Annotated in this window: 1 protein-coding gene; it reads right to left on the bottom strand. The window is 48.0% G+C overall.

Annotated elements, in window-relative coordinates; translation table 11 throughout:
• Nucleotides 1-267: 267 nt before the first annotated feature.
• Entirely contained in the window at nucleotides 268-594 is a 327-nt protein-coding gene (locus NOG11_RS14840) for a hypothetical protein (RefSeq protein WP_256620597.1), read from the bottom strand.
• Nucleotides 595-1,319: the final 725 nt, after the last annotated feature.

Raw genomic sequence — 1,319 nt, 5'->3', positions numbered from 1 at the left:
CGGTAGTAAACCAAAGGCTCGTCCACACCAGCACCATGAACGTAGTAGTTAAGAAGAATTCCTCTAAACCAGAAGGACCCTCAAGAAGACTTCTCGATGATGACCGAGCCACATTCTTTTGGTCTGTTCGCTTTCTCTTGGCTCTCAACCTTGTAAACCAAATTCATTCCTATAATATCAGGGTGTATAATGCCCATGCGACCGACAAAACGAAATGCGCCAACGAGGCACCTTTTTTCTTTTTCGATTAATTCAACAAGCTTTTCATCATATACATAAAAAAAAAGGCAATACGGGATCGTCAATCGTATAGAAATTCTCCTCGAAAATTCTAAATACACCATCTTCGTACTCAACATAACCGATTACACATACTATTTTTCCAATATCATCTCGCAGTACGTCTTCGTTAGTATACTCTGTATACTCAACAGAGCAATCATCAACTTCCACAGACCCATTACATGAAGCAATTGCAACTAATATAACTGCACAAAATACAGCAAAAACTCTAGTAAACACAGGCAATGGCTCCTCTTCGTACGTAAGCGTTTCCAAACTGTTTAGCTCGCTCGATCCATCGAGATGCATCATGATGAACTGGATCGCCAGAATAAATTACAGCCGTTACAGAATTACTTGCGGCTGAATTGCCAGGCTGCGTGGAATTGAAGACATTTCCGATAGGTATGCCAATCCCAGAACTACCCGGAGGAAGCTGTTCAAGGTAATGGCGGTCGTCTTGTATATACGATCCACTAAACGCAGGCGCAGGCCCTGTAACATATCGACCCGTTCCTCTCAGAACTAATCTACCTGTTGGACTACGCATACTATTTCTTCTCATATTATGATTGTAGCGGTTTTCAGCCGAATTGTAACCCTGCCGAATGGTATTCGCTAAGTTAGCCATTGCTGGCTCACTCAAGTGTGGAGCAATTTGGCCTGCCGCTTCTTGATAGCTACCGACCCTTGTTCCGCCTTCGCCACAGAAAGCTTCGTTGCCTACCTCATTAGCTCTCTCAAGACCCAGTCCTACCCCTCCGCCTCCTGGTCCACTGAATACGCCGCCACCGTTGTTGCCGCCTCGGCCGCTACCCAAGACGCCGTTGTTAACCCCCGAACGGGCACCTCCGCCACTGCTACCGCACTCACCGCCGTTCACATGAATGGTCGAGCCGTTGTACTCGAAGGAGTAGTAGCACGTCGCGGTGGTTATCGAAGCGCTGTTGCCGGTGCGGGACAGCCCGCTTGGATCCGTCCTGTTCACCGCATCCCCGCCCACATAGGCGTACATGTTCAGCCCGTCGCCGTAGCCG

It is taken from the genome of Parvularcula maris, assembly GCF_024505085.1.
Taxonomy (GTDB): Bacteria; Pseudomonadota; Alphaproteobacteria; order Caulobacterales; family Parvularculaceae; genus Parvularcula; species Parvularcula maris.
Note: the sequence above shows the minus strand (reverse complement) of the source record. Positions and strands in the feature narration are given on the sequence as shown.